Source organism: Sphaerospermopsis reniformis, from assembly GCF_005402885.1.
GTDB classification, from domain to species: domain Bacteria; phylum Cyanobacteriota; class Cyanobacteriia; order Cyanobacteriales; family Nostocaceae; genus Sphaerospermopsis; species Sphaerospermopsis kisseleviana.
This window is the reverse complement of record NZ_BJCE01000679.1, coordinates 1-202: the sequence shown is the minus strand read 5'-3', so window position 1 is coordinate 202 and position 202 is coordinate 1. Positions and strand designations below refer to the sequence as shown.

Sequence of the window (202 nt, the reverse complement as noted above, 5' to 3'; positions counted from 1 at the left end):
GGATAAAAACTTATGAAATTCTCCCTACAGGATATAAACCGAAATCTGTCACCATCAGTAAACAAGCTGACAAGTGGTTTATCTCTTGGAAAATAGAAATAGAAACGACTCAAACCCAGAAAAATCAGGAGTTTGTAGGAGTTGATTTAGGAATAAATCATCTAGCAATATTATCAACAGGAGAAGTATTTGATGGAGTAAA

1 pseudogene is annotated in these 202 nt (G+C 33.7%); it reads left to right on the top strand.

Annotation, left to right across the window (positions count from 1 at the left end):
• Nucleotides 1-202: pseudogene (locus tag FFR48_RS28825) on the top strand (RNA-guided endonuclease TnpB family protein); the annotation flags it as partial.